The sequence below is a fragment of the Bacillus sp. EB600 genome (assembly GCF_024494385.1).
Classification (GTDB): domain Bacteria; phylum Bacillota; class Bacilli; order Bacillales; family Cytobacillaceae; genus JAEVLT01.
Genome location: NZ_JAEVLT010000003.1, coordinates 229,761 through 255,879 on the forward strand (window position 1 = coordinate 229,761; position 26,119 = coordinate 255,879).

23 protein-coding genes and 3 pseudogenes are annotated in these 26,119 nt (G+C 39.0%); 21 read left to right on the top strand and 5 right to left on the bottom strand.

The window, feature by feature from the left end; all coding sequences use genetic code 11:
- The first annotated feature begins 27 nt into the window (after window positions 1-27).
- Entirely contained in the window at window positions 28-1,089 is a 1,062-nt protein-coding gene (locus JN080_RS05380; protein ID WP_256234893.1) for a glycosyltransferase family 4 protein, read from the top strand.
- Window positions 1,090-1,116: 27 nt separating this feature from the next.
- Here JN080_RS05380 and JN080_RS05385 read toward each other — a convergent pair whose 3' ends face one another.
- Together JN080_RS05385 and JN080_RS05390 are read right to left on the bottom strand one after the other, a co-directional pair.
- Window positions 1,117-2,157 carry an LCP family protein gene (locus JN080_RS05385; RefSeq protein WP_256234894.1) on the bottom strand — a complete coding sequence of 347 codons (1,041 nt, stop codon included), beginning with the start codon at window positions 2,155-2,157 and terminating at the stop codon, window positions 1,117-1,119.
- Window positions 2,158-2,309: 152 nt separating this feature from the next.
- Window positions 2,310-2,942, bottom strand: a complete 633-nt coding sequence (locus JN080_RS05390; RefSeq protein WP_256234895.1) for a YigZ family protein — start codon at window positions 2,940-2,942, stop codon at window positions 2,310-2,312.
- Window positions 2,943-3,304: 362 nt separating this feature from the next.
- Here JN080_RS05390 and JN080_RS05395 point away from each other — a divergent pair, with 362 nt between their 5' ends.
- From JN080_RS05395 to JN080_RS05420, 7 genes and pseudogenes are all read left to right on the top strand, one after another.
- The gene (locus JN080_RS05395) at window positions 3,305-4,447 is read left to right on the top strand and encodes a sensor histidine kinase (RefSeq protein ID WP_256234896.1); all 1,143 of its coding nucleotides are present in this window, start codon (window positions 3,305-3,307) and stop codon (window positions 4,445-4,447) included.
- Window positions 4,448-4,714: 267 nt separating this feature from the next.
- Window positions 4,715-5,407: a response regulator gene (locus JN080_RS05400; RefSeq protein ID WP_256234897.1), complete on the top strand. Its 693-nt coding sequence runs from the start codon at window positions 4,715-4,717 to the stop codon at window positions 5,405-5,407.
- A gap of 247 nt (window positions 5,408-5,654) precedes the next feature.
- The gene (locus JN080_RS29760) at window positions 5,655-5,834 is read left to right on the top strand and encodes a DegV family protein (protein WP_375141580.1); all 180 of its coding nucleotides are present in this window, start codon (window positions 5,655-5,657) and stop codon (window positions 5,832-5,834) included.
- Window positions 5,770-6,060: pseudogene (locus JN080_RS29765) on the top strand (DegV family protein); the annotation flags it as partial. The gene JN080_RS29760 and the pseudogene JN080_RS29765, both read left to right, overlap by 65 nt.
- Window positions 6,061-6,252: 192 nt before the next feature.
- A complete protein-coding gene (locus tag JN080_RS05410) occupies window positions 6,253-7,215 on the top strand; it encodes a nuclease-related domain-containing protein (RefSeq protein ID WP_256234991.1) in 963 nt (320 codons plus the stop codon).
- Window positions 7,216-8,706 (top strand): ATP-dependent helicase ComFA, encoded by a 1,491-nt coding sequence (locus tag JN080_RS05415; protein ID WP_256234898.1) that lies wholly within the window; start codon window positions 7,216-7,218, stop codon window positions 8,704-8,706.
- A 25-nt stretch (window positions 8,707-8,731) separates the two neighbouring features.
- Window positions 8,732-9,448, top strand: coding sequence for a ComFC family protein (locus JN080_RS05420; protein WP_256234899.1), 717 nt, complete (start codon window positions 8,732-8,734; stop codon window positions 9,446-9,448).
- A gap of 767 nt (window positions 9,449-10,215) precedes the next feature.
- Here JN080_RS05420 and JN080_RS05425 read toward each other — a convergent pair.
- The 3 genes and pseudogenes from JN080_RS05425 to JN080_RS29770 all read right to left on the bottom strand — a co-directional run.
- Window positions 10,216-10,461, bottom strand: a pseudogene (locus tag JN080_RS05425) (IS4 family transposase); the annotation flags it as partial.
- Window positions 10,462-11,234: 773 nt separating this feature from the next.
- Window positions 11,235-12,020: a methyl-accepting chemotaxis protein gene (locus tag JN080_RS05430; RefSeq protein ID WP_375141587.1), complete on the bottom strand. Its 786-nt coding sequence runs from the start codon at window positions 12,018-12,020 to the stop codon at window positions 11,235-11,237.
- Window positions 11,994-12,191 (bottom strand): annotated as a pseudogene (locus JN080_RS29770) (protoglobin domain-containing protein); the annotation flags it as partial. The pseudogene JN080_RS29770 and the gene JN080_RS05430, both read right to left, overlap by 27 nt.
- Before the next feature lie 252 nt (window positions 12,192-12,443).
- Between JN080_RS29770 and JN080_RS05435 the strand changes: the two are divergent.
- From JN080_RS05435 to JN080_RS05495, 13 genes are all read left to right on the top strand, one after another.
- Complete coding sequence (locus JN080_RS05435; protein WP_256234901.1) at window positions 12,444-13,196, top strand: helix-turn-helix transcriptional regulator; 753 nt, start codon at window positions 12,444-12,446, stop codon at window positions 13,194-13,196.
- Between the two features lie 532 nt (window positions 13,197-13,728).
- A complete protein-coding gene (locus JN080_RS05440) occupies window positions 13,729-15,093 on the top strand; it encodes an MFS transporter (RefSeq protein WP_256234902.1) in 1,365 nt (454 codons plus the stop codon).
- A 56-nt stretch (window positions 15,094-15,149) separates the two neighbouring features.
- The gene (locus JN080_RS05445) at window positions 15,150-15,998 is read left to right on the top strand and encodes a creatininase family protein (RefSeq protein ID WP_256234903.1); all 849 of its coding nucleotides are present in this window, start codon (window positions 15,150-15,152) and stop codon (window positions 15,996-15,998) included.
- A 541-nt stretch (window positions 15,999-16,539) separates the two neighbouring features.
- Window positions 16,540-16,953: a TIGR03826 family flagellar region protein gene (locus JN080_RS05450; RefSeq protein WP_256234904.1), complete on the top strand. Its 414-nt coding sequence runs from the start codon at window positions 16,540-16,542 to the stop codon at window positions 16,951-16,953.
- Between the two features lie 59 nt (window positions 16,954-17,012).
- Window positions 17,013-17,276, top strand: a complete 264-nt coding sequence (gene flgM / locus JN080_RS05455; RefSeq protein WP_256234905.1) for a flagellar biosynthesis anti-sigma factor FlgM — start codon at window positions 17,013-17,015, stop codon at window positions 17,274-17,276.
- Window positions 17,277-17,287: 11 nt separating this feature from the next.
- On the top strand, window positions 17,288-17,758 hold the full coding sequence (locus tag JN080_RS05460) for a flagellar protein FlgN (protein ID WP_256234906.1): 471 nt from the start codon (window positions 17,288-17,290) through the stop codon (window positions 17,756-17,758).
- Between the two features lie 16 nt (window positions 17,759-17,774).
- Window positions 17,775-19,322 (top strand): flagellar hook-associated protein FlgK, encoded by a 1,548-nt coding sequence (flgK, locus tag JN080_RS05465; protein WP_256234907.1) that lies wholly within the window; start codon window positions 17,775-17,777, stop codon window positions 19,320-19,322.
- Window positions 19,323-19,331: 9 nt separating this feature from the next.
- On the top strand, window positions 19,332-20,222 hold the full coding sequence (flgL, locus tag JN080_RS05470) for a flagellar hook-associated protein FlgL (protein ID WP_256234908.1): 891 nt from the start codon (window positions 19,332-19,334) through the stop codon (window positions 20,220-20,222).
- A gap of 50 nt (window positions 20,223-20,272) precedes the next feature.
- Window positions 20,273-20,827, top strand: a complete 555-nt coding sequence (locus JN080_RS05475) for a DUF6470 family protein (RefSeq protein WP_256234909.1) — start codon at window positions 20,273-20,275, stop codon at window positions 20,825-20,827.
- A 22-nt stretch (window positions 20,828-20,849) separates the two neighbouring features.
- Entirely contained in the window at window positions 20,850-21,275 is a 426-nt protein-coding gene (gene fliW / locus JN080_RS05480) for a flagellar assembly protein FliW (RefSeq protein ID WP_256234910.1), read from the top strand.
- Window positions 21,276-21,280: 5 nt separating this feature from the next.
- The gene (gene csrA / locus JN080_RS05485) at window positions 21,281-21,517 is read left to right on the top strand and encodes a carbon storage regulator CsrA (RefSeq protein ID WP_256234911.1); all 237 of its coding nucleotides are present in this window, start codon (window positions 21,281-21,283) and stop codon (window positions 21,515-21,517) included.
- Window positions 21,518-21,843: 326 nt separating this feature from the next.
- Window positions 21,844-23,241, top strand: coding sequence for a flagellin N-terminal helical domain-containing protein (locus tag JN080_RS05490; protein WP_256234912.1), 1,398 nt, complete (start codon window positions 21,844-21,846; stop codon window positions 23,239-23,241).
- Between the two features lie 594 nt (window positions 23,242-23,835).
- Window positions 23,836-25,416, top strand: coding sequence for a DUF4046 domain-containing protein (locus JN080_RS05495; RefSeq protein ID WP_256234913.1), 1,581 nt, complete (start codon window positions 23,836-23,838; stop codon window positions 25,414-25,416).
- Window positions 25,417-26,119 lie beyond the last annotated feature (703 nt).

The window sequence follows — 26,119 nt, forward strand, 5'->3', positions numbered from 1 at the left end:
GATAAGCTATGACCAAGGAGGAATTATATGATCTTTCTTACCTTGATAGTATGTTTTTTTATAACGTTAATAATAACTCCTTTGGTTAAAAAGTTGGCATTTCTTATCGGTGCAACTGACACTCCTAATTCACGAAAAGTCCATAAAAAAATTATGCCAAGGCTTGGTGGTTTAGCCATTTACATCAGCTTTTTGGCAGGGGTTTTGATTTTAAAGCCAGAAAATCAATTTTCAACTGCAATTATGCTTGGAAGTGGGGTCATTATTTTCACAGGAATATGTGACGATATGATGGAACTATCCGCAAGACTAAAGTTTATAGCACAACTAGTCGCAGGTATCATTGTCGTGCTCTATGGAGGTTTGCAGGCTACATTTATTAACCTACCTTTTGGCGGACATTTTGAATTTGGTATTTTGAGTATTCCGTTTACTGTCTTGTGGATCATTGGCGTTACAAATGCAATCAATTTAATTGATGGTCTTGATGGATTAGCTGCTGGGGTATCTTCCATTGCGTTATTTTCCATAGTGGGAATGGCTATCATTATGGGGAATTTGTATGTAGTGGCTATTGGCTCCATTTTATTAGTCAGCACATTAGGCTTCCTTTTCTTTAATTTTCACCCAGCTAAAATATTTATGGGAGATACGGGGGCATTATTTTTAGGATTCATGATTTCCGTTTTATCACTATTGGGCTTTAAAAATGTAACCTTCGTTTCTTTTATTGTACCTGTTCTAATCCTTGGTGTTCCCATATCTGATACCATTTTTGCAATTCTTAGAAGGATTATTAATAAGAAACCACTATCAGCGCCTGATAAATCACATTTGCATCATTGCTTATTGCGTACAGGTTTTACACATAAACAAACGGTTTTAATTATATATGCCATGTCGGCTTTCTTTGGATTGGCTGCTGTGATATTTTCACAAGCAAAGCTTTGGGGCTCCATGTTATTTGGGATTGTTTTATTGTTTCTTATAGAAATATTAGCAGAGAAGATAGGGTTATTAGGAAGGGAATTCCGTCCTCTTCTAAAATTGATGAGAATACTTAGATTTTCTATAGATAAAGATCGTTAATAAACAAAGGGACTCTAATTAAGTCCCTTAGCTATTTGAAGCTTCTTTATCTGTATTGCTGAAGGTTTCTGCATTTGTACTTTCAGCACTCTCTGTATTTAAACTTGATTGGAGTTCTAACTTTGCATTCGCTAAAGAATGCGGATCAAGCTGGTAGTAATAAACGCCACCGATTGTTGAATCTTTACCATCAACATGAAGGGTGGTAAAGTCCAAACCCTTACTTGATGTTGTATAGCTTATTAATGATTTTATATCATCAAAGGTAAGGCTGGTCTCCATATTTTTACCAACTGCTTCAATCACTTTTCCTTCTTTAGGTATTGAATCCACAGAAACAGCCTTTTTCAAAATTGCTTTTAAAATTTGCTGTTGGCGAAGACCTCTTTGAATATCATTGTCTTTGTGACGGGTCCTCGCAAGAGCTAGAGCTTCTTCAGAATTTAAATGCTGCATACCAGATTTGAGATGGATCGCATCTGGTCGATCCTTTGAATCCTGTTCAGACAATGCATAAGGGACGTTAACATTTATGCCGCCTAGAGCATCGACCACATCGAGGAATGCATTAAAGTTCATTTTTACATAATAATCAACCGGAACATCTAATAAGTCTTGAACCGTTTCAATCGCAAGCTTTGTACCGCCGTAGGCATTTGCTTCATTAATTTTCGTTTTTTTGCTTCTTCCTGGAATGGCAACGTAAGAATCACGGGGAATGCTTAACATTTTAACTGAGTTTTCTTTTTTATTAAGAGTAACTACCATTAATGCGTCTGTTCTTGTTCCTGTTCCAAAGTGTCTGGTTTGACTGTCATCTACCCCCATTAAAAGGATGGATACATTGTCTAATTTTGGATTTGGCTTTACAATTCTTTTGGATGCTACATCAACTGGTTTATAGGACTTATTTATGGCTGATTCTGCTTTATTATATAGAAATGTTCCATAAGCTGCTGCACTTAGAGCTATTACTAATAGTGGCGTAAATATCCAAAGGACGATGGGGCGAATTCTTCTTCTCTTCTTTTTTTGATTTGATCTCGAGGACCGTAACTGCTGAGACATACATTTATCTCCTTTAAATTGGATAGTATATAACTAGCAAACTAAACTTTATTGTACTATCTTTTCGTTGATTCGTAAATTGTAAGTTTTTGAACAAAAAGAGAAAAAAATCCCCTTACTTGTCGTAAAAGGGGATTTTCGTTTGTTATTTTTCATTTGTCTTCCTCTAAATAGACCTGCTCTCCGCCATCGATCTTGCACTGTCCATTCGTCAATTCCACCATCCACTCAGTGAATGCCTGGATCTTGTCCTCCTCGACATAGGCTTCGATTTCGACGGTGTCTAAATAGTGAATTTCCTTGATGGTGTAGGCTGATGCCCGCAATTCCTTTTCTAGTTTGCCAAGCCAGGTGTAGTCTACTTTAACGTGCATGATTTGGACGAGCTTTCTTTCGACAATTCCAACCTCGTTTAGTCCTTCTGACGTTGCTTTCCCGTAAGCCCGGATCAGTCCGCCTGCACCCAGCTTAATGCCCCCAAAATATCTGGTAACCACAACAACGGTGTCTTTTAGATTGCGCTTTTTTAATACCTCAAGAATTGGTACCCCTGCTGTTCCGCTTGGTTCACCATCATCATTTGCCTTTTGAATCTGGTCGTTTTCGCCTATTAAATAGGCGGAACAATTGTGGCTGGCATTCCAATGCTTTTTTTTTATAGTTTGGATAAATTCCTGTGCTTGCGCCTCTGTTTCTGCTCGAGTGATTTGCGCAATAAAACGGGACTTTTCGATGCTAATTTCATGTTCACCGGTCGTTTTCACTGTATAATAATAGGAAAGCATTGGACAACTCCACCCTCTAAAATCGTGTAATAGCGCTCTTTCTATTATAAATCCTCATAATGACATTCACCAGTGTAATAAAACTTTAATATCGCTGAAATGTTGGCGTGGTATAATAAAACAAGTTCTTACTGTTGGTGAAGTGGGAAAATAGACATGGAACTCTTGCACGTTTTCACTACTTAAGACTGATTTTAAGGAATTCATCTACCATTTCAACATGTTAAAAATGGTAAATAAACGTATAAAACGTTAAAATATGGGAAAAGTAACTTTTTTTAGTAAGAATTCCCAATAGTAGCTGACTCTACTGTGTAACAAACAGTGCTTATTGACAGAGCGCAATGCCTGGAGGAATATGCATGAAAATCATGAAATTTGATACAAAAGCTCTCGATGAGATCATTAGTCGGATGATTAATACAGTGGGATCGAGTAAGGATGAAATTTTTCAAATTGGTGAGCAATGCCGCAATGACTTTGAAAGTTTAACTGATGAATTAAAAAGTGTTAAGGAAATGGTTTTAAAGGTTATTGATGAAGGTGATCGTCTAGAGGCAAAGGCTAGATTATCAAGAAATCGTCTTTCAGAGGTTAGCATGAATTTCAATCAGTACTCGGAGGAAGAGGTTCGTGAAGCCTATGAAAAGGCCCACCAGCTGCAAATGGATTTGTCAATAGCCCGTCAAATGGAGAAGCAGCTTCGTGAACGCAGGGATGATCTTGATCGAAGACTTCATGGAATCCATGAAACGATTGAAAAAGCAGACCATCTTGTTTCGCAAATTTCCGTTGTGCAGAATTATTTAATGAGTGATATTAAGCAAATGGGCGAAGCACTTGAAGATGCGAAGGCAAAGCAGGACTTCGGTTTGAAAATTATCGAAGCCCAGGAAGAAGAGCGTAAGCGGCTGTCGAGGGAAATTCATGATGGCCCTGCACAAATGATAGCCAATGTCATCATGCGTTCTGACCTGATCGAACGTGTCTATCGCGAGCGGGGTGGAGAAGAGGCGATTGCTGAGGTAAAAAGCTTCAAAAAAATGGTCCGGTCAGCGCTTTACGAGGTGCGGCGGATTATTTATGACCTGCGTCCAATGGCACTTGACGATCTAGGTTTGGTTCCGACCCTCAGAAAATACCTGCAAACGATCGAAGAATATCATAATAAGGCTAAAATTGAATTTTCGAATATGGGCTTAGAACGCCGTCTTCCTCCCAAATACGAGGTCGCCATGTTCCGGCTGATCCAGGAGGCAGTACAAAACGCCCTCAAGCATGCGGAAGCAAAAAATATTCTTGTTAGACTAGAAATGACAAAGTCAAATATTAATGTTTTAATCAAAGATAATGGGAAGGGCTTTGATGTGAAAAGAGCCTGCCCAAAATCGTTTGGATTGCTTGGAATGCGTGAGCGAATTGAACTGCTCGACGGTGATATCACAATTGAATCAAAAATTGGGAAGGGTACACTGGTGTACATTCATGTGCCTGTGCCGGAGTGATTGATATCATCATGGACAAGCGGCACGTTCAATGACCTGTTTCGAAATGGTCGGTTCAGCGAAGCGGGAAAACAGAATACTTTCATGAGGTAATACTGGAATGACGGGTGTAATTGCGAAAATGTGTTCATCAACGAATGAGCTGATTACTAATTTAAAAAAAGTAAAATTTATAAACATAAGGTTTTAGAGATTGCTTGACTGCTTGATTCGTGGTTAAGCGTGTTGGTTGCGAAAAATGGGGAATTTTTACGGGAGGCGAAACACATGACGACAAAAATTGCGATTATCGATGACCACCAGCTTTTTAGAGAAGGGGTTAAGCGAATCCTTGAGTTTGAAAAGGCGTTCCAGGTTGTGGCTGAAGGTGATGATGGAAGTGAGGCCTTGAACATTGTGGCTGAACATCATCCAGATGTTGTCATTATGGATATTAATATGCCAAATGTTAATGGTGTTGAGGCTACAAAATTACTAGTTGAAAATTATCCTGAAGCCAAGGTCATTATTTTATCGATTCATGATGATGAAAACTATGTGATGCATGCACTGCAAACAGGTGCTGCAGGATACCTTTTGAAGGAAATGGATGCCGATGCTTTGATTGAAGCCGTTCGTGTCGTTGCTGATGGCGGATCCTATTTACATCCAAAGGTCACCCACAGCTTAGTTAATGAATACAGAAGGCTTACCGCAAATCAGGTTAGCGGGGGGAGCAGCTACTCCAGCATACATAACATTGAAATCCGCCGGCCGTTGCATCTGTTAACTAGACGTGAATGTGAAGTGCTGCAAATGCTTGCAGATGGCAAGAGTAATCGCGGCATTGGTGAAGCACTGTTCATTAGTGAAAAAACAGTTAAAAACCATGTAAGTAATATTTTGCAAAAAATGAGTGTAAATGACCGGACTCAGGCTGTTGTTGTGGCCATTAAAAATGGCTGGGTTGAAGTTCGGTAGTTCATATTTTTTGAGATATGGACAAGCGGATATAGTTTTAGAGATTGGAAGAATTATCCATAATAAGAATGACTTGGAAAAGCATATATTGATAGGATTGAGTACGTCAGGAATTTGGCGTACTCTTTTCTATGTTTTCAGATGAAGTATAGGTAAAAAAATAAGGACGGTACTTTACTATGAAAACGGCAGTTGTAACGGATAGACGACGTATATCCCGTAGGAGTTGCGCGCTAAATGGAGATACATGATCCCCTTACAAGTCGTTTCTGGTGAGGAGGTCTACGAGGAAGAGATCGACCTTCGTTCGAGTGAAATTTTTGAAAAAGTAAAGCATCAGGATCTGCCCGCTACCTCACAGCCGCCCGACGAGTGCCCAGGCCTTTATCAGCAGCCTGCTGCAAGTAAAGCCGCTCCTCCATTTTGAAAATAAGGTAATTGTCCCGTCCGAAAAAGTCCGCACCCGCAAAAAAGCCCAGAAGCGAATCGGGGAACTGCTGGGGGAAGCAATGGGCGGAAGCGCTGAGCCTTATCGCGCCGCTGTGATCCACGCCAATCGCGAGGAAGAGGCGCTGGCTGCGGGTATGCTGCCAGTGCTTTTTTTTGTGGCATTTTGGGGATTGGCGAAATTATTGTGTGGTTTGGCGAAATAAATGAATTTTTGGCGAAATTATCATAAAGATTGGCGAAATAAATGAAAAAACGGCGCAATAATCACCAAGTTTGGCGAAATCAAACTTTATCAACTCACGCAGCCCCAAACTTTTTTTAAAAATAAAAAGGATTTTGTCGATAAACCTAGAATTTTATTTAACAAAGTGCAAAGGAGGAATGATTTTTTGATTATGCAAGAGCGTCAATACCCATTACGTGCCATTTTAGCAAAAATATCGCTAATGCGGCTCCCGTTAAACCATTACAAGCGGCCGCCCATCGAAGAAATGTTTCACCGAGAGGACGCAGGCTATTGGGGAGAAAAGGCTTTAGATTACTATTTAAGCTTTCTACCAAATGACAAGTACTATATTTTTCAACATCTCCGCTTAACCTTCGAAAAATGGACATTCCAAATCGACTTCCTACTCCTTACTAAAAACTTTGCCCTTATTATTGAAGCAAAAAACTACAAGGGAAACCTCCATTTTGAGAGTAAATTCAATCAAGTCATTCAAACTCAAAATGATAAAGAAAAGAGCTACGATGATCCACTTTCACAGGCACAACGGCAAAAAATATTACTTTCAAAATGGTTAAAAAAGTACACCTCTATTGAGCTTCCCATCCAATACCTCGTTGTCATGAGTAACCCCAACGCCCTTTTAAAAACAGATCCCGATAACACAGAAGTCTTAAAAAGAGTATGCAAACCCTTCAAACTTTTGGATAAAATCAAGGAAATAGAAGCCACACATCAAACAGAAATAATGACTGAAAAAGAATTACGAAAAACCAGTAGGCTTCTTGTAAAGAACCATGTCCCTGAGCAATTTAACATCCTCAAATACTTCAAAATTGCACCCGAAGAAATTCTAACCGGTGTCCGTTGTGAATCTTGCGGTAAGCTCCCAATGGAATATAACAAAAGAAAATGGTATTGCCCATCTTGTCACACCTATTCGAAAACGGCTCATATTGAAAGCGTGAATGATTACTTCCTTCTCACCAAAGATACGATAACAAACTCCGAGTTTAGAGATTTTCTTCATCTGCAAACAAAAGACATCGCCCAAAAACTTCTATTAAAAATGAATCTCCCCAGTACTGGAAATACAAAAGCCCGAGTCTACCACAAAAAGGAGCTGACCTAAATGCGCTTCATTGTCCAGGAAGACAAGCTGATTGCTGTGAAGAACAAAGCTGAAAACACCTTTTCTCTTGGAAAAATCAACTCCATTCCCGACCCTCCACTTAATCCTGCGTTCCGATTCATCCCTGAACTCCAAGCGTTTTTGACCGGTAAACAACTCCTCATCGACGAACTTCCTTTCACGCTCGAACAAATCCAAAGTCATTATGAAAATGGGTATATTACTTATCGAAAAGGGATCGACTATAGCGGGAAAAAGCCAATCTGTATCAGGTGCGGGAACCAGGACCCATCCTGGTTTGCGTCCTTTCCATGCTCACGCTGTGGCGAAACATGCTTATACTGCCGAAAATGCTTAATGATGGGAAGAGTCAGCGCCTGTACACCGCTCTTAGGCTGGAAGGGACCAGCACCGCAAACGTTGCTCCCGCAGCAAGTCCTCGAATGGAACGGGAAGCTTTCGGAGGGACAAAAGAGAGCATCAGATCAAGTAGTCGAGGCAGTTCAACAGGACAAAGAGCTGCTGGTGTGGGCAGTGTGCGGCGCCGGCAAAACCGAGGTGCTTTTTCAAGGGATTGAAGCTGCTCTCACGGCTGGAAAACGTGTTTGCATTGCCACGCCGAGAACGGATGTTATCCTGGAGCTGACGCCCCGGCTGAAGGCAGCCTTCCCGAAAATTACCGTTGCATCACTTTATGGCGGCAGTGAGGACCGCCATTTGTATGCCCCGCTAACAATCGCGACCACGCACCAGCTGCTCCGCTTTTACCAAGCCTTTGACACGGTTATTGTCGATGAAGTCGATGCCTTTCCTTACACTGCTGATCGATCGCTGCAATATGCAGCAGCTCAGGCGCGAAAGCCAACCTCCACGATCATTTACCTCACAGCCACTCCAAATGAAAAATGGCAGCGGGAATGCCGGCTAGGGAAAAGGCACTTTGCCACGATTCCGGCCCGGTTTCACCGCCATCCGCTTCCGGTCCCGGAATTTGCGTGGTGCGGCAACTGGCAAAAGCTGCTCAAAAAAGACAAACTGCCTGCCAATATCCTAAACTGGGTCAAAACCCGCCTCCAAACCAACAAACAAGCACTCCTCTTTTTCCCGCATATCCCCTTAATGGAAAGATCATTGCCAATCCTTCGCGCCCTCAACCTAAAAATAGAAGCCGTTCACGCTGAGGACCCCGACCGTAAAGAGAAGGTACAGCAAATGCGCAGGAAAGAACTCGCTTTGCTGCTGACAAACACCATCCTCGAGCGTGGTGTTACGTTTCCCAATATCGATGTCGCCGTCATTGGTGCGGAAGATACCATTTTTACAGAAAGTGCCCTGGTCCAAATTGCCGGCCGGGCCGGCCGAAGTGCTGAGCACCCAACGGGCAATGTAACCTTTTTTCATTATGGGAAAACCGAAGCAATGCTAAAGGCACGAAAACAAATCATATCGATGAATCGGGAGGGGGTGAAAAGGGGGTTGATTGATGTATGAATGATTTTGAAAGGGGTGAGAAACGATGAACCTATTTCCACAACTACGTTGTCTGCTTTGTCACGAGATTATTCTGCCCACCATCGGATGGAACGCACTGTTTTCAGCTGAGAAAGAAAAGCTACTATGTGCAGCGTGCGAGGGCAAGTTAGAAAAAATCAGCGGCGAGTGCTGCCGAATTTGCAGCCGCCCATTCTCACAATTGGATGTGCAGTTCCGTCATGGTGATTTGTGCAACGACTGTGTCCGCTGGGAGGAAGACCCCGAGTGGAGCGGATATCTCGATAAAAACGTGTCACTTTTTCATTACAATGATTTTTTAAAGGAGGTCATTGCCAGGTATAAATTTCGCGGCGATTACCTGATTGCAAAGGTATTTGCTGAACAAATGAAATCAGAGCTGGCACTACTTGATTACGACTTTCTTGTGCCCATTCCTTTGAGTGAGGAGCGGCTGTACGAGCGCGGCTTTAACCAGGCGGAGGCACTCCTCGCCGAATCAGGATATACTCCCACATCTCTCCTCACAAGAATCCATTCCGAAAAACAATCGAAGAAATCACGGAACGAGCGTATCCATGTTCCACAGGTTTTTCAAGTTTCAGAGGATCGTGAATTAAATGGAAAGTTGATTCTGCTGGTCGACGATATCTATACCACCGGCTCTACGTTGAGACACGCGGCTAAGGTCCTTAAAGGAGCGGGTGCGGACCGCATTCAATCTCTCACACTAGCAAGGTAAGTTATAATGGAAATTAAATAGCAATTAAAAATTGCAACAGATAGATTATAGTAAGCCCTAAAAAAACCATTCAAGAATACTACGATAAGTATTCTTGTTTTAATAATTTAGGAAGTGAGGAGTTCCTGTCACTTAATCAATTTAAACAAACCAAATCGGCTTCGAAGAATTAAGTAAAATGTTAAACAGATAAATAATATTCAAAATATTTGAATATTTACTTTATTAATATCTTATAATACGGTAATATTAGGATGTATTTACCTGAGCTGGAAAACTATGATATTTTTATTAGCTATAATAGCTCATGTTAAGGCAGGCAATTGAAATATTTTAAATTAATGTACTCTTTGATTCATTTGGGGTTATATTCTATCTTATTAACTTTTATTTTGTAAGAATATTTAAAATTCACAAACTCATTACAAGGCATTTACTTTTCAACCATGGTAAATTAACAAATCAGGACTAAAATAACCCTAAAGTGAAACTTGTAGGAGGAATTATATTGAAGAATTACTATGTTCCACTAATTCTTTTATTCACACTTTTTCTATCGTTTAATAAAATTAAAGAAACTCTTGAACAATTAATAAGAATATATTTTTATTTATGAATTCACTAGTGTTGCATAAATAATATCACAATTTTATGTTTGTCAGTTATTTCCATTTTAGCCAAAAACTTAAATACCTAGTTAAAGGCGGCTTTGTAAAATTGGAAATAATTTTACAATTATACCTGTGCGACGACAACAATTTTGCTTATCAAGGGATGGCTGGTCCTTCAATCTTTCGCAGCCAAAAATGCGCTGGTTTCCATAATGCAGCTCTCAAATAACGGCTAATTTGTAAAGCTTTTCACTTACTTTTTGTTTCAATTTGTACAAGAACATGTAGGCAAAAAACAATAAGTGCGATAAATACTTGATTTTGAATCGCTCATTCCCTCTGACCGTAAAACTTTTTAATGCTGAGATGTTGTTTGATCCATTTGAAAAACAATTCGATCGCCGCAACACTAGCGTTATGAAATTAGTGTTAAACACTATCTTCACATATCAAGAACTACATAAATTTGATAATAATCTGAAATGCATGTGATTTTTCTTTCTACAAATTGACCGCTAAAACATCCAATATTAGGAAACTGTGCTCTTGATTTTAACTCTTACCAACAAAAAGGTTTTGCAATTCATATTTTCTCCATTTTATAAAAGACGATCAATTATTACGTTTAAAACATGATAAGATATAAGCTCTTTATCCATCAGACTCATAGGTAATACCAGTGACCCTAACTTCTTTCGAGGAGTTAGGATTACTTTATTTTAGGAGCAGTACGAGCGCGGCTTTAATCAGGCGGAAGCCCTTCTCGTTGAATCAGGATATACTCCCACCCCCAAGAATCCACGTCGCAAAACAATTCAAGAAGCCGCAGACCGAGCGTATTCATGATCCGGAGTTTTTTCAGGTTTCAGACAATCTCGGACTAAACGGCAAAACGATCGTTTGGTCCACGATATTTATACAACTGGCTACACGCTAAGGCACGCGGCCAAGCTTCTAAAAGGAGTGGGGGTCTGCCCAAATTAATGATGTAATAATGCTAGTCATGTTTTTCCATTAAAGGGTCTATAAAGTAGAGTTGAAGATTAACAATCTTATTAAAAGACACATAGTTTTAGGAATAATCGTGGTGAACCGTACCATAAGTAAATGAGGTTTTCATAACTATAAAAATAAATGCAGCCATTCAAGTTAAATGGCTGCTATATTGAGTTCTTTTAAAGATCTTTTGTTAATGTTTTTAATTCGCCCATTAATTTCAGAACCCCTGTGGAAGCATTATTTATTTGCTGGATATTATCATTTAATGAGTTTAATTCTTCTTCGATTTGATGATTTTTTGCTTGAGTTTCAATCATGGAATCTAGAATCAGTTCAAAAGAAGAACTTGTTTTTAAACTTATTTTATTACCTGTATTCGCTTGATCTTTCACTATTTCCATTGATTGTACCAAATTGACCATTTTCTGAGTGGCCGCGTTAATCAAGTCTGTAATGTCATTAGCAGAAATTTTTGTTTGTTCGGCTAGTTTTCTGACCTCATTCGCTAAGACAGCAAAACCTTTTCCAGACTCGCCAGCACGTGCCGCTTCAATGGCAGCATTTAGGGCAAGCAAATTTGTTTGGTTGGCAACATTTTGGACGATCTGTGTGATGTTCTTCATTTGCATAAAATTACTTTCTAGGTTCTGTAATTCCTCTGAAATTGTTACAGTTCCCCCTTCAACATGAAGCGCATTTTCCTGCAGTTCTTCCATCTGTTCTTTACCTTCCTGTGCCTTATTCTTTGTTTTGATGGAAAGCTTCGATCCTTCTTTAGAATGAGCAGAGACTTCATGAGTTTGATTTATAATCTCCTGAATAGAATGATTCGTTTGGTTTACCAGCTCTCCTAATTGAGCAGCTGTAATTGTTACCGCATTTTTAATTTCATTCCTAAATTGAAAACTCTCTTCAATTACTCTCTTACTTTCTGTTTCATAGGCTCCTAAAATAAGAAGCATTTCAAAATTTAAGATTTTACCTACAGCTGACACAATGGTTAAAGCGTCTTTTAAATTAGTTATATTTTGGGCAACTAATTCAAGGAAGCAATTGTTAATAACTTGAATGGCAGAAATAAACCATGGGACTGATAATTCCAAAACCGAATTGTTGTGGAAAAATTTCATCATATAGGCCTAACTATCTATAATTAGACAATATTTTTACAAATTCACCAACTTGCAAATGGAAGCATGGGGACGGTTCTCATGCTTCATTCACTCCGTTTTTTTTCACAAGAACCGACCCTCTGCTTTCATAAAAAAGCCTCCTCTGTAGTACTAATCACAGTTAATAGGTGCAGCCCCAGAATCAAATATACAAAGTCGCAAAGAATAATATAGAATGATCTTAAGGCAAAATGCATAAGGTAGGGACTTTAAATGAATGAACATCGGCAAGCAGAGACTCCAAATTTACATATAAATCGAAATGGGCCTACGCCTGAATACATTGAAGCTGGCCATAAGCTAAGGGAAAAATTACTCTATGGAATTCAACTTTGTGATCGGAATTTGATAGCAGAATATGAAAGGGACTCGTCTCAGAAATTTAGAGACGAACAATTAAACCTTCTTAACAGAGTCCCAAATAATAAAGTTCGATCTTATAAAAATATTCTATTATCACACAATACACTTTATAGCTATGCAGCTGAAAAGGGCGGGTTAAGTCCATGGCAAAGCCACTTTATATCAGAAAAATATGCCATTATGATCGAGCATGCCGAAACCATTTCTGAACTAGATAAGATTCATTCATATATGGTATCAGAGTATTCCGACCCTGCAATCCGAAAATCTAAAAGTGACAACTTAACCATTGTAGAGAAAGCAGAAAACTATATAGAAATGAACTTTGCGGAGGACATTTCAATGGAGGAAATGGCGGGAAAATTACACGTTCATCCTTCCCATTTAATGCGTGCGTTTAAGAAAGAAAAAGGCATAACCATTAGTCATTATCGAAATATGAGAAGAATAAAAGAAGCAAAAGAACTAATCCTATTCTCCAATCTTTCCATGACTGAAATTGCCATTATGGTGGGATTTAGCAACCCACAGTATTTTTCCAAATTTTTCAAGGAGGTAGAAGGAATAACTCCTGTAGAATATAAAAAGAAGTGTAAGAAATGAACAATAAAAGAATGAAGAGAATTATGTGGAATCTTTTTAGTGGCGCATGAGAATCATGCGCTTATTTATTTTCCCTTTTTTTCAATGGAAAAGGGGCTGAGCTCCGCAAAAGTGATTTAGTATAGCTAATTGCAACGACAAATATCCATCTTCCAACGGGAAAGTAGTGTAGCCTTGCTTCACTCACACCGCCTTTATTGGCAAGCATGATTTTCTGAGTAAATTTCCATAGTAGATGTGGCGTGGACCGCCATAATGGTTTTGGATAAAAACTCATGCAATTATACTATAAAAACATGCAATTGTAGTGCAAAAGTGTTTTTGTTATTCGGTGTATACTTGTATTCAAGTACTAGATAAAGCGCTTACGGATAAATAAGAAATTATATTTGCAATTATAATAAACTGCATTATGAAGTACAGGAATACCTTTTTTTAACTAAAAATGTAAGCGGTTAAAAAGGGGAGAGTTAACCATAATGCTTCAATGCGAAATGAAAAATGTTATTAACTTTACAGAGGAGGCTAACTCATGAAGAAGTTTGGAGTAAAAGACCAAGTTGGATATGCGCTAGGAGATATTGGAGGAAGTTTCGTTAACTTATATATAGGCGGATTTTTCTTACTCTTTTGTACCTATGTATTAGGTGTAAGCCCTTACTTTATGGGAACTATGTTTTTATTAGGTAAATTCTTTGATGCACTTTGTAATGTGGTAATGGGAACCATACCTGACCGTTGGAAATTAGGAAAATCCGGCAATAAATTCTTACCTTATATTAATATTTCTAAATGGATCTTAGCAGCTTCTTGTTTATTATCTTTTGCAAATGTATCTAGTTGGGGATCTGCAGCAACTCATGTTTGGGTAGTATTCGTTTATTTATTCTTCTGTGTTGCTTATACAGCTGATTCCATCCCTTACGGTTCACTTGCATCTGTTATTACAAATGATCCTGTTGAACGCACAAAATTATCACGTGCTCGTGCGATTGGTGGTATGGTTGTTGGACTTGGATTCTTATCTTTCGTTCCAATGTTTATTTATGATAAATCCCATTCTATAGTTCCAAACGCATTCTTCCAAATTGCTATTGTATTTAGTATTTTATCAGTAATAGCTTATACAGGACTTGTAAAATTAACAACAGAACGTATTCGTGATGACAAGGGCGCAGGAGCAAAATCCGATTATAATTTTAAGGATGCATTTAAAGTAGCGATTAAAAATAGACCGTTAATCGGTATGATGGTTGCATCAATTGGCTCACTTCTTATGATAAATGGTGTAAGCCAATTAGCTCCAATTGTTTTTGCAGAACATTATCATATGCCAGGTGCTTTCGCTATCAACTCTTTTGTTAGCATTGGTGTTACGCTCGTGTTATTCGCAATCGTTCCTAAACTGGTTGTAAAGTTTAATAAAAGAAATTTAGTTATTGCTACATCCATCTTCAGTTTAGCTGCAACACTTTTAATGACATTGGTTGCATTTAAGAATGTATACGTGTTCATGGCTTTATATAACCTTGCTACAATCGGTTCATCTGTCTTTATTATGGTTGTTTGGGCTCTTGTAACAGATTGTATCGATTATGCAGAGCTTCAAACTGGAAAACATTACGAAGGAACGCTTTATTCCTTATACTCCTTTGCTCGTAAAGTTGGTATGGGATTAGGCTCAGCTATCGGGAGTTACGCTTTAGGTTGGGTTGGCTTCGTTACCGGGGCAAAATCTCAAACACCAGCAGTAGCAGAAGGCGTATTAAAAATGTACACTGCCATGCCAATCATTGCATTCATTATCATGTTAATTGGAGTAGGTATAATCTATAACCTAAACGCAAAGAGAACAAATGAAATGTATGCAGCATTAAAAGAAAGAAGAGCGTCTTAATAAGGAGATCTCTTTATAATAAATCTTAATAAAATGAAATTGTAGGAGAGGTTCATATGCGTACTAGATTCCTTTCAAAAATGACAAATGGGGAAGTCGAAGAATATTTAGAACGAAATGATATTATCTATGTTCCAGTTGGAGTAACGGAAACTCATGGAGCTTTACCGCTGGATTCTGAAACAGCTTTAGCGGAAGCGATTGCTTTAAAAATGGCTGAAGAATCAGATGGGCTTGTTTTGCACAACTTACCTTATTTCTTTCCAGGTGGAACGATTGTTGGCAGGGGAACCATTCAAATGAGCGTAAAAGATGGAATGGCTTATTTAGATATGATTGCAAAGTCATTACTAAAACAAGGCTTTAGACGGCAAATTTATATTACCAGTCATGGTCCGGCTTATTTGACAGTTAGTGGCATGGTTCGAGATTTCTTTGATGAAACAAAAGTGCCTGTCCTATATATGGATGTATTAAAATCAGCAGAGGCAGTCCATTTCAATCTGCTGGATGCATTCCATGATATGACCATTGGTGCTTATAAAGTGTTAGGCAGATTGGAGGATGTTCCCTTAGATGTACCTGAATCCCATTCTGTAACTTATGATGTTCAACATATGTTAGCAGGGATGAGTAAGAATCCTGGTAATCTATTAGGAAAGTACGCTTATCAATCCGGTGCAGTGGGTTCTTACTTTGATGAACCGTCCGATCATATGGCTACACCGCTTTTAAAAACACCTGAGGAAAGAGAAGCACATGCAGATGCAGGTGTTCAAGCGATGAATGAACTTGTTAAGGCATTGGATATGCCGACGATCGTTGAAACACTTCGTCAAGTGGATGTTTATACGAAGGACACTATTCTTCCTAAATACGGGGCACATTTGCCAGGCGGAAAATAACAAATAACAAGTCGTGCGAACCATATAGGTATCGCACGACTTGTTTCGTTTATTGGAGGAATTTAAAGTTACGAAGCCTGCACTTACCTTCGATGAGACCTCATTTTGATTGGTTACGGTGAACCGTATCATAAGTAAAATAAGGTTTAAAAGTGACATAACAGGATTATCTAGTTATGTCACTTTTCTTATAGTAGTTCTCAACCCTAGGGTTACTTCACTTTTGAAGCAGTAAAAGGTAATAGTGAGTAGTCTAATATAGTAAAAGTTAAACAAAAGTAACGTAATTTATAAGATAAGGCCACCAGAATAATTAAATGGTGGGTTTTTATATGATTCCCCACCATTCCAATCACCAATCTAGCAAGCTATAATAAGTGAAAAAGAGTTTTTTGGATTAATTCCGCCAAACGAGACGATAATTCCGCGAAAAATAGAATTATTCCGCCAAACTAGACGGTAATTTCGCCAAAAATAAAATTATCTCGCCAAACGAGGCGATAATTTCGCCAATCGTAACCAATCAAGGAGTGAATCCAAAATGGAACTAGTAAACTGTCCAAACTGCAATGCAATTTTTGAAAAAAATAAATTTCGTGATGTCTGTGCCAACTGCTGGAAGAAAGAAGAGGAAGACTATCAAATCGTATATAAATTTATGCGCAAACGGGAGAACCGCGCGGCAACAATCATGCAGATTGTTGAACAAACAGGTGTAAAGGAAGATTTGATTATAAAGTTTGTAAAAAAAGGGCGTCTTCATCCAACGCAGTTTCCTAATCTTGGCTATCCTTGTGATAAGTGCGGCCGGATTATTAAGAAGGGAAAGCTTTGTGAAAAATGTGCAAATGAGCTGCGTGACGATCTGGAAATTTTTCATAAAGAAGAACAGCGCAAACAGGAAATACTTGAAAGAGAGAAAATGACCTATTATTCACGAAAGACTAAAGATTAGTCAATAAGATCCGATAATAGGGATAGAACAAGGTTCGGGATGAAAGCGAGGTTAAAACTATGAAAATCAATCCGTTAGGATCACAGGGGATCAACCCGTATAAACGGCAAATGAACAAGCTAGATCAAGCTGGTAAAACAGCCAGCAAAGCGGCGGATAAAGTAGAAATTTCTTCGGCTGCGAAAGAAATGCAGCAGGGCTCACAAATCAGCGATGCACGCGAGGCAAAAGTTAATGAGCTGAAGATTCAGGTCGAAAATGGCACCTATAAAGTGGATCCGAAAGCCGTTGCCAAGAGCATCGTTGCTTTTTATAAAAAGTAAGGGGAAGAAAAATGTCGGCTGAAAAATTAACAATCACAATGGAAAAGCTTTTAAAGCTTCATAAGAGTCTTTACGAATTGGCGCAAAAGAAGACTGACATCGTTAAAAAAGCAGACATGGATGCCCTTAATCAAATGATCAAGGATGAGCAGGCCCACATTGCAGCGATCAACATCTTGGAAAGCGACCGGCAAAAAGTCGCCGCAGCCTTGGTTTCAGGGACGGAAAAGCCAACAATGGAGGATTGTCTGCACGCAGTGGATGATGGCCAACGTGAAGCGCTCGACCGCCTGCGGACGGATCTTGTTGGTGTCATTTCACAAATCCGGCAACGGAATGATTTAAACCAAGAAATGATCTACCAGTCGCTCCAATTTGTCAATTTATCCTTAAACTTAGTGGCGCCACAGCCGGAGGATTTTAACTATGGCCCGCAGGCAGGACAGCCAAAGGGGCCGGGACTGCTGAATGTAAAAGCATAGCAATGGAGGAATCTCAATGGCTTCAACCTTTATGGGATTAGAAATCGCGCGGCGGGGGATGGCTGCTCAGCAAGGCGCCTTATATGTAACGGGACAAAACGTTTCCAATGCCAATACACCGGGTTATACACGTCAGCGCGTTAATTTTCAGGCAACGGAGCCCTATCCGAGCGTTGGCAGCAATGCCCCGATGATGACTGGCCAAATGGGGACAGGGGTCGAAGCGGGCTCGATTCAGCGGGTGCGCGAAGGTTTCTTAGATGTCCAATACCGCGGCGAAAATAACAAGCTGGGTTATTGGCAAACCAATTCAGATGCATTAAGCAAAATGGAAAGTATTATGAATGAACCATCCGACTCCGGTTTATCCAATACAATGGACCAATTTTGGCAGTCACTGCAGGATTTATCTGCGGACCCGACGAACTCAGGGGCACGCTCGGTTGTGCGTCAGCGCGGAGCAGCGGTTGCCGATACGTTCAATTATTTACATAACTCTCTTTCTACTGTCCAAAAAGATCAAAAGGATCAAGTGGATGTGACAGTAAAACAAATTAATTCGATAACTGGTCAGCTTGATCAGATAAATAAACAAATCGGCAGCGTTGAGCCGAATGGATATCTACCGAATGATTTGTACGATGAACGGGACCGGCTGATTGATCAGCTTTCATCGATGGTCAATATTAAGGTGGAATACGCAAGCTCCGGCGGGAATTCAAACCCAATTGCCGAGGGCAAAGCAGTGATTAAGCTTGTTAATGATAGCGGCTCGGAATTAGGTGTTCTAGTTGGTGCGTCAAGCTCAACCGAACTGAAGGTAAATTACGATGGTGTCGATAAATCGGTCAAAACGGTTACGCTAGGTCCGTCCAATTTTGATTTTTCAAAAATGAACTCAACCGGAAAGCTCAAAGCGCTAGCCGAATCGTACGGATATGAAAACAACGGCAAACCAGCCGGCACGTTTACGGATATGTTGAATCAGCTTGATGACCTTGCCTATACGTTTGCTCAGAGATTCAACGAGGTTCATGAGGGCGGAATGAGTCCGAATGAAATTGCAGCCAAGCAGAATCAAAGCATTCCGTTTTTTTCAGATCAAGCTAGCACTGATATTACCACCAAGGCGGGTTTTGCCGGCCGGATTCAGCTTTCACAGCAAATTCAGGACAGCGTTGATAATATTGCGACAGCTGACGGGACAGACCCGGCCAATGCCACGTTAGGGGATGCCACCAATGTGAAGGCTCTTGCGAATGTCATTAATGAACAGCTTCAGTATAAACAAGGCGCAACCGCTGATTTTCGAAATTACTACCAAAATGTGATTGGCGGGATGGCGGTTCTTTCCCAGGAAGCAACGCGAATGACGACCAACAGCACGACGCTCCAGCAGTCGGTTGACGCAAAACGGCAATCGGTCAGCTCAGTATCACTTGATGAAGAAATGACAAATATGATCCAATATCAGCATGCCTACAATGCGGCGGCGAGAATGATTACGCTGCAGGACGAAATGCTTGATAAAATTATTAACGGTATGGGAACCGGTGGAAGGTAGGTGAAATAAATGCGCGTCACACAATCGATGCTAACCGCAAGCTCACTGAGTAACATCAGTAATAGCTATTTGAAAATGGGGCAATACCAGGACCAACTGTCAACCGGCAAAAAAATTACGAAGCCGTCTGATGACCCGGTTACGGCAATGAAGGGAATGTATTACCGTTCCGACTTAACGTCAGTGCAGCAATACAAGCGAAATTTGTCAGAGGCTCAAACGTGGATGGACAATTCAGAGTCCGGAATGCAGCAAGCAGATAGCGCTTTGCAGCGAATTCGCGAGTTGGTCGTCCAAAGTCAAAATAGTTTCCTTACGGATGTTGACCGCAAGGCGATTTCTGCTGAAATTGGCCAAATGCAGCAGGACTTAGTGAAGACAGCGAATACTCAAGTTGCCGGCCGATACATATTCCATGGCAACGACGTCATGAATCCTCCTATTATCCAAGAGGACCCGCCAACGGTTGCCGCTAATTTAACTGATCCGCAAATAAATAATTATAGTGTCGAGGTTTCTAGCGGAGTCTCGCTTAAAGCCAACGTCAATCCTGCAAACGTATTTAGCCAGGAATTATTTGATGTAGTCGGCGGGATTCAAACTTCGCTGCAAAATAGTAGTTCAACTGATATGGACAGCCTTCTCACCAGGCTCGACAATGTGATGAATACGATGTCAGCAGAGCATTCTGAGCTTGGGGCCCGTTCCAACCGTCTTGAAATGGTGTCTAGCAGGCTTGATCAGCAAGAAGTCACCGCCACCCAGGTTTTGTCTGATAATGAAGATGTCGATATGGAAAAGGTCATTATGGATTTGACTAACCAAGAAAGCGTCCAGCGCGCTGCCTTGAGTGTCGGGGCAAGAATTATTCAGCCTTCGTTAATGGATTTCTTAAAATAAAAGCTATTCTAACTTGAATAGCTTTTTTTTACTAGAAAGGAAGTAATCTTATGAACTTCCCACAGATTACGATGCAATCTACTTTTGCAAAAATAGGAATAAACACGCAAAATGCCCAGTTGACGATTGAACAGCCTCCGGCAGAGCTAAGTATTGAACAGCCTCCGGCGGAGATGGTCGTGGAAAAGACACCATCGCGGCTCACGATTGATCAATTGCGGGCCCGGGCGGATGTTGATTTAAAGAGCGCACAGCAAAGAATTGCGGAAACAGCGCAGGAAGGGCACTTAGATGTACAAAAAGGAATTGCCCGCCGCGTCCAAGAGGGCGAACAATTGATGCAGATTGAAAATAGTGGCAACCCGATTGCCCAGCAAGCAAATCAGCATAAAATAATTTCTGAGCATGAATTTGGGCTAGGTTGGATTCCTTCATGGGGCAGTGTCAATATCAACTATGATCCGGGCAGGCTTGATATTAACTGGAAGATAAACAAGCCGATAATTAATAGTCAGTCCTATCGGCCGATCATTAATTACTACCCTGGAAAAGTAGATATTCAGATGAAACAATATCCGTCACTAAATATAGACATTGGATTATAAAAAATAAAGGAATGATAGAAGCATGATTCAGACAAAATATCATGGCGAGATTGAAGTTAATAAAGAAGACTTTCTGCATTTTGAAAAAGGAATTCCCGGCTTTCTAGATGAGAAGGAGTTTATTATTCTGCCGTTGTCAGATGACCAAACCTTCTCGATTATGCAATCACTAACAACACCGTATGTAGCGTTCGTAATCGCTAGTCCTTTTCACTTTTTTCAGGATTATGAATTTAAGCTTGAAGATTCAATAGTTGAGGAACTCGATATAAAAGCAGAGAAGGACGTGTTGGTATTCTTAATTCTTTCAGTGGGGGATCCTTTTGAAAAAACAACAGCAAACCTGCAGGCTCCGGTTATTATAAATAGTTTAAACAATAAAGCAAAGCAAGTGATTCTAAATGATAGATGCTATAAAACGAAGCATCCCATTTTTCAGAAAGGGTGATTTCCTTGTTAGTACTGACACGAAAGAATGGCGAAACAATCAAAATTGGTGACGACATCGAAATCACCATCGTCTCAGCGAAAAATGATCAGGTGAAAATCGGCATTAACGCTCCAAAAAATGTCGAGATTTTACGCAAGGAAATTTATGATCAAATCTTAACGGAAAACCAACAGGCGTCACAAGATATCTTCAGTTTGCTACATTTCCTTAAAGAAAACTCACCAACTGGCAAGCCGTAAGGCGAAGACAGAGACGTAGTTGCACTTATCACACTCGTAAATGCCACATCCTGAGGCACTGGCCTAACGAGGACATCCTGTCCGTCGTGCGTTCAAAATTTATGGGATAAATTTTGATTAGCCAAAAAAGATCAAAAAAATACAAAAAAATAAATAGTACTATTAAACTATTCCACCTTGATGCCGATAAAAAAATTGTAAGAGAAAAATAAGGGCGGCCGACCTTATCACTCAAACCAATTTAAGTTCTGTTAGTAGGCTCAAAGAGCTTAACTATAAATAGGACAAGGATGTCCTAAAAACAAAATTCAAGGAGGAATTTTATTATGATAATTAATCACAATTTAGGTGCTTCAAATGCAATTAGACAAATGGGTATCAATTCAACTAATGCAAACAAATCAATGGAAAAACTTTCATCAGGTCTTAGAATAAACAAGGCTGGAGACGACGCTGCAGGGCTAGCTATATCAGAAAAGATGAGAGGCCAAATTAGAGGTCTTGACCAAGCATCAGCTAACTCACAGGATGCAATATCATTAATTCAAACAGGTGAAGGTGCATTGAATGAAACTCATAGCATACTTCAAAGAATGAGAGAGCTTTCAGTTCAATCTTCTAATGGTACAGCTACAGACGATGATCGTACTGCAATTCAAAATGAAGTTAATCAGTTAACTTCTGAGATTGACAGAATTGGAAACACAACTCAGTTTAATACAATGAATCTTTTAGATGGTAGCCAAGGAAAAACTGTAAACTCAAGTGCTGCTAAGACAGCTATTCAAATTACAGATGCAAAAGCGTTGGATTCTTTAGATAATGGAACATATACGTTGACAGTTGCAAATAAAGCGGGTTCAGCTGCATTTTTAAGTAAAACAGGTACTAATAATACTTTAGGTCAAGGCGATGTTGCTCTAGATACCACTTCAACTGGGGCAAATGTTGGTGAAACTTATACCTTATCATGGGACGATGGTGATGCAAATAATGCAACTGTAACATTGAAAGATAGTTCAGGAAAAGCTCTTGGAACTATTGCTGCACAAGATTGGTCAACACCAAGTGCTACTCAATCAGTTTCATTTACAGTTAATGCACAAACTTACAAGTTTACAGTTGATACAAATAAAACTGGAGATGGTGCAGGCTCAATAACATTTAAAACAGAAATGAAAGCAGATTATACTGTTACTAATTCTGGTGGAGTTGCAAGTAAATTAACTGGTCAGTTGTCAAGTGATGGTCAAGTAGATGTTGGAGGATTTAGAGTTTCTGTTGATAGAAACTTAACAAATGCAGGTCCATCTAACTTAGTTGTTTCAGGAAATGATTTAGACTTCCAAATTGGAGCAAATGAGAGTCAAACTACAAAACTAGCTATTAGCGACATGAGAGCTTCAGCTTTAGGAGTAGCTAATTTAGATGTAAATGACCAAACAAGCGCTCAAACAGCTATAACAACTATTGATAAGGCAATTAAATCTGTTTCAGAAGAAAGAGGAAAACTTGGAGCTCTTCAAAACAGATTAGAGCACACAATTGCTAACTTAGGAACATCAAGTGAAAACTTAACATCAGCTGAATCAAGAATCAGAGATGTTGATATGGCCAAGGAAATGTCAACATTCTCAAAGAACAACATTCTTTCTCAAGCTGCTCAAGCTATGTTGGCTCAAGCAAACCAACAGCCTCAACAAGTTCTTCAATTATTAAGATAATTGATAAACTTTTAACAATTATACCTAGAAGTCAGGGTGAATTCTCTGACTTCTTTTTTTGTTTAGGAAACAAACAAAAGGCCGGTGCCAAGCACGATCACGCCCTTAAATAATCTTGTTTCACGTAATTGTTCAAATCATTATTCTTTCGTATCAATACTTTAAATTAATGAAATTGAATATCTGTGTTGATAACACTCGCCCATTAATCAACAGGATCGAACCTCTCATTTTTTTCGTATGTCGAATCCCAAAGTTTCCTGTCATTTTGATCGACCTCCGTATATTTACTAAAGTATTAAAGTTTTATACTACATCTATCCTAACAGAGGGGGGTTTTTAAAATCGTAAATGCAAATATAACGAATTTTGGTAATGATTGTGGTAACCAATGAAGCCAAGAATGGGAATGAATATGGGTCTAGAGGAGTTAGAGGGATTCTTGAATGATATATTTTTTAAAAATTTTCTATCGACAAACTGTAAATTTTCCATTTATGTCTGTAGTGAGAAAATTACCAAAATAGGGAAGTAATTTTATATCTACGAACATTTGTTTTTATTTATATGCTATACTTGTTTTAGGTGATAAATATGAATCTCGATAAATACCGTAAACTTTCGCATGACGATTTATCCGAAACTCCCATAGTCATTATCTACCATAATATGATTGCTGGAAATATTCATGCATTACCTACGGGTACATGGCAAAGAGATGAAGATGTAATTGTTCTTATTCGCTATGTATTGGAAGTAAAGCTGGGCTTATTGAAGGATCAAATACCTAAAATTAACCGTTCGGATATTAAGAAATGTAAATTATGGGGTGCTCTAAATCGCTTTAAATCAATTCGAAAGCTGATTCATTTTGTTTATCCTGGCGTGTACCATGAATGTGATTTTAGTAGAGTACCAGTTGATTATTGGAAAGATATTGGCCGGGTGAAAGAAAGGTTTGAATGGAAGCTAGCGCAAGCAGGGATGAAAATAGTCGATATCCCATCTGTTATTAATTATGATCTTCTTATTAAATGGGGCTTTGCCAATCCATTAAAGCGCCATGGAGATTCGCCATTTCGGTTATTGAATGCCATATATCCATCCAAATTCAAGGAAATAGATTTTAAGAAAGTTCCTCACCACTTCTATGAAGACAAAACTACATTAAAAAAACAATTTTTCGATATGCTAAAAAAAGAACAAATTACCTTCAACGAAATTCCTAAAAAAGTAAATCAAGAGAGGCTCATTAAATATGGCTTTTCCAGTGTTCTATCTTCTTATTCAAGATCTCCCTTCAAGTTAATTACTTCATTGTTTCCCGATTATTTTTCAATAGAGGATTTTGCAATTAAACCTAATGGCTATTGGAAGGATCTTTCTAATGCTAGACGTGCAATTGAACAACTATTAGCTGCCGAAGGTGTAAGTGAAAAGAACATTCCTCAGTTTCTTACAAAAAAAAGACTTCAAGAGGCTAATTTGAGTGGACTGCTGGATAAATTTCATGGTTCGCCAATTGAGATTGTAAATGTGCTTTATCCGGGAAAGTTTGATATTTTAGAATTTCAACGAGTGCCAAATAAGTATTGGTATTCGCAGAAAAACCGAATATATGCCATGAGGGCATTTTGTGAAAAACATGGCATTCAACGTGAACAATTGCCATTGTTGAATCGTGCTTATTTTCGTAAATATCTCCCGAAATTTATTAGCATTGCAGACCGTCATTATGATAGTAAGTTTTATCAATGGATCATAGAAAGTTTTCCGGAACATTTTTTTCTTCCAGAGGAATTTCAACTGTTAATGGGTGAGGATGGTCAAGTTTGTGACTCTAAAGAGGAGTTAGTATTGCATAATGTTTTTATCCAGTGGTTCTCAATAGAGAGGGTGAAAAGGGAAGCACAACGTTTCTTTAACAATAAGAAGAATGAAGCATATATTCCGGATTGGATCATTGAGAACAATGGACAGAAATTTATCATTGAATACTTTGGCCTCTATGAATCTAATTTATACAAAGGGTATACCGAAAAGACAAAAAGAAAAATTACATTTTATCAGTCACTATCAGAATATATATTTGTGGCTATTTTCCCCCGTGATTTTAAAAAAGTAGGATTTGACAGATTGTTAGATAAGCTGAACATGTCAGGACTAACGGAATAAATTATTTTAATTAGACTTGATTATTCAATTCATAAACACCAAGGTTATAGGTAAATTGTGCATAGTTAGTGTTAAATTACAGTTAACATATTGTTCATGAATTGCAGTCGAATAAGAAGGCGCGGGTAATAATGGGAACTTTTTATACGCTAGGTGTCATTCACAAATTTAAAGCAACTTCTAATCAGCCCCTTACAAATAAGGAATGGATTAAAATACTAAACGTAAGAGTAGGTTTGATCTGCTAATCACAGATGTAATAGTAAACGGAAGCTTACAATCCAACATTTTTAAAGAAAATATTATTGGTATTTATGAAATATTAAGAGGCATTCTAGGGGCAGATAGAAACCCAAACCTTGATTATTATGAAAAAGAATATGGTATCACTCTGGATAATTATCAAATGTGTCGAACCAGCATGAACATTCAAAATGAAGATGGACTTAATGTAAGGCTGGATCTCACTATTGCCCTTCTATTCATAGAAGGCAAGGTCTTTGTGGAGGAGTTTTATTCAGACCCAATACTGATCAATTGGTTGTTTAGACACAGCAACATTAAAAACAAACTTGCAGGTTGTATTATAAGCAATATAGTTGGTTAAAGGAGGTTTTGTGCTTAAGGCACGGCACCAACTGTTTAAAAGCTATAGAATCTTGACGTAAAGAGAGCAAGCTTGACATGATAGAAAAACTAATTG